At 55.1% G+C, this 1,395-nt stretch carries 1 protein-coding gene, 1 tRNA gene and 1 rRNA gene; 1 reads left to right on the top strand and 2 read right to left on the bottom strand.

The annotated features are described in order from the left end of the window. Positions 1–197 precede the first annotated feature (197 nt). Positions 198–563: a hypothetical protein gene (locus VJ956_RS06265; RefSeq protein ID WP_324082885.1), complete on the top strand. Its 366-nt coding sequence runs from the start codon at positions 198–200 to the stop codon at positions 561–563. 593 nt (positions 564–1,156) lie between these two features. Here the strand turns inward: VJ956_RS06265 and VJ956_RS06260 are convergent. Next, positions 1,157–1,233, bottom strand: a tRNA-Met gene (locus VJ956_RS06260). A 45-nt stretch (positions 1,234–1,278) separates the two neighbouring features. Beyond that, a 5S ribosomal RNA gene (gene rrf / locus VJ956_RS06255) occupies positions 1,279–1,393 on the bottom strand. Positions 1,394–1,395 lie beyond the last annotated feature (2 nt).

The following is a 1,395-nucleotide window of genomic DNA, read 5'->3' as shown; positions in this document are numbered from 1 at the left end:
CAGCTACTACAATGAAAAACGACCGCACTCATCGCATGGCCTGCTGACCCCGGCAGAGGCCTATGATACTCAAGACCTGAACCTGAAAGCTGCCGCCTGACATGAAACCAATGCTATAGCTTATTGCGGCAGAAAGCTGGTCGAAAAACCAGGACCACCTCTCCTGCAAAGAGAACAGGTCTTACAAGCGGGAGGTATTGGAAGACGCGATCCTCGATCTGCTCAAAGACCGTCTCATGGATGTCAACGTCGAGGTCTACTCAATCGATGAGTGCTTTCTCGACTTCGGCGGTTTCACCGACCGGGTCGAACATGCCCGGGCCATGCGGCGCGATGTGCTACGATCCGTCGGCGTGCCGGTCAGGGTCGGGATTGCACCGACCAAGACGCTTGCCAAATGCGCCAACGACATCGCCAAGAAGAACCCGATCTTCGCGGGCGTGTTGGATATGATGGACCCGGCTCTCACCAACTGGCTTCTGCCGCTCGTCCCCGTTAGCGACATCTGGGGCATCGGCCGCAGGACCCAAGCCAAGCTTCAATGCTTGGGTATCGCCAGGTAATCCCCCCACGCAGTTTTCCTGATCTGCTTTTCCCCAAGCTGACACGACTTTGCTCCACCCAAGATTGGCTCAATCAATAAGGTAAATGCTTCACCTACGGGTCTACGCTGCTACAGGTTTAGTCGAGAATCTATAGATTCAACCTTTGATCGCCTTTCCGCCCAAGCGGAAAGGACTCCGGTACCGGCGTTACCTCTGGCAAATGTCGGCCGTGAATATTTTTTCGATGCTCGTGGGCTTGAGTTGGTTGAGCCGAAGGATGCCGGTCATGTACGGAATGCGAACCGCTCCAATTTCGCCAGTTTGGCAATGGCGGCTTGCCCGCGCGACGTCAACATGCGCAGCCGGCGGAACGCGCGCCAGATCCTTGAGCAACGAGGTCAATGTCCGGCATCGTTCCTGGGTGGCCGCGGAAAGCTGCATGTCTTTCCGTCCAACACGGTTTCCCGATGTTGTCGAATGCACGCGAGTGCGCACGCACGCCTGCGATTGCGCTTTTTTAGTCCGGTGTTGATGTGGCGTTGATGTAGACGCGGATGTTGCCTGAGGTATTATTATACCATCTGGCAAGTGTTTGATCTATTTTGGTAATTTGGTTGCGGGGGTAGGATTTGAACCTACGACCTTCAGGTTATGAGCCTGACGAGCTACCGGGCTGCTCCACCCCGCGACAGGTTGAATGATCGTTAATGAGAGATACTGTGGTTTTTACTAGGTTTGGCGGTGACCTACTCTCCCACGACTTGAGTCGCAGTACCATTGGCGCGGTGGCACTTAACGGCCGGGTTCGGAATGGGACCGGGTGTTTTGCTCACGCTATGACCACCAAACC

The organism is Marinobacter sp., from assembly GCF_035268745.1.
Classification (GTDB): domain Bacteria; phylum Pseudomonadota; class Gammaproteobacteria; order Pseudomonadales; family Oleiphilaceae; genus Marinobacter.
The sequence above is the reverse complement of the archived record's forward strand: the minus strand, read 5'-3'. Positions and strand labels throughout refer to the sequence as shown.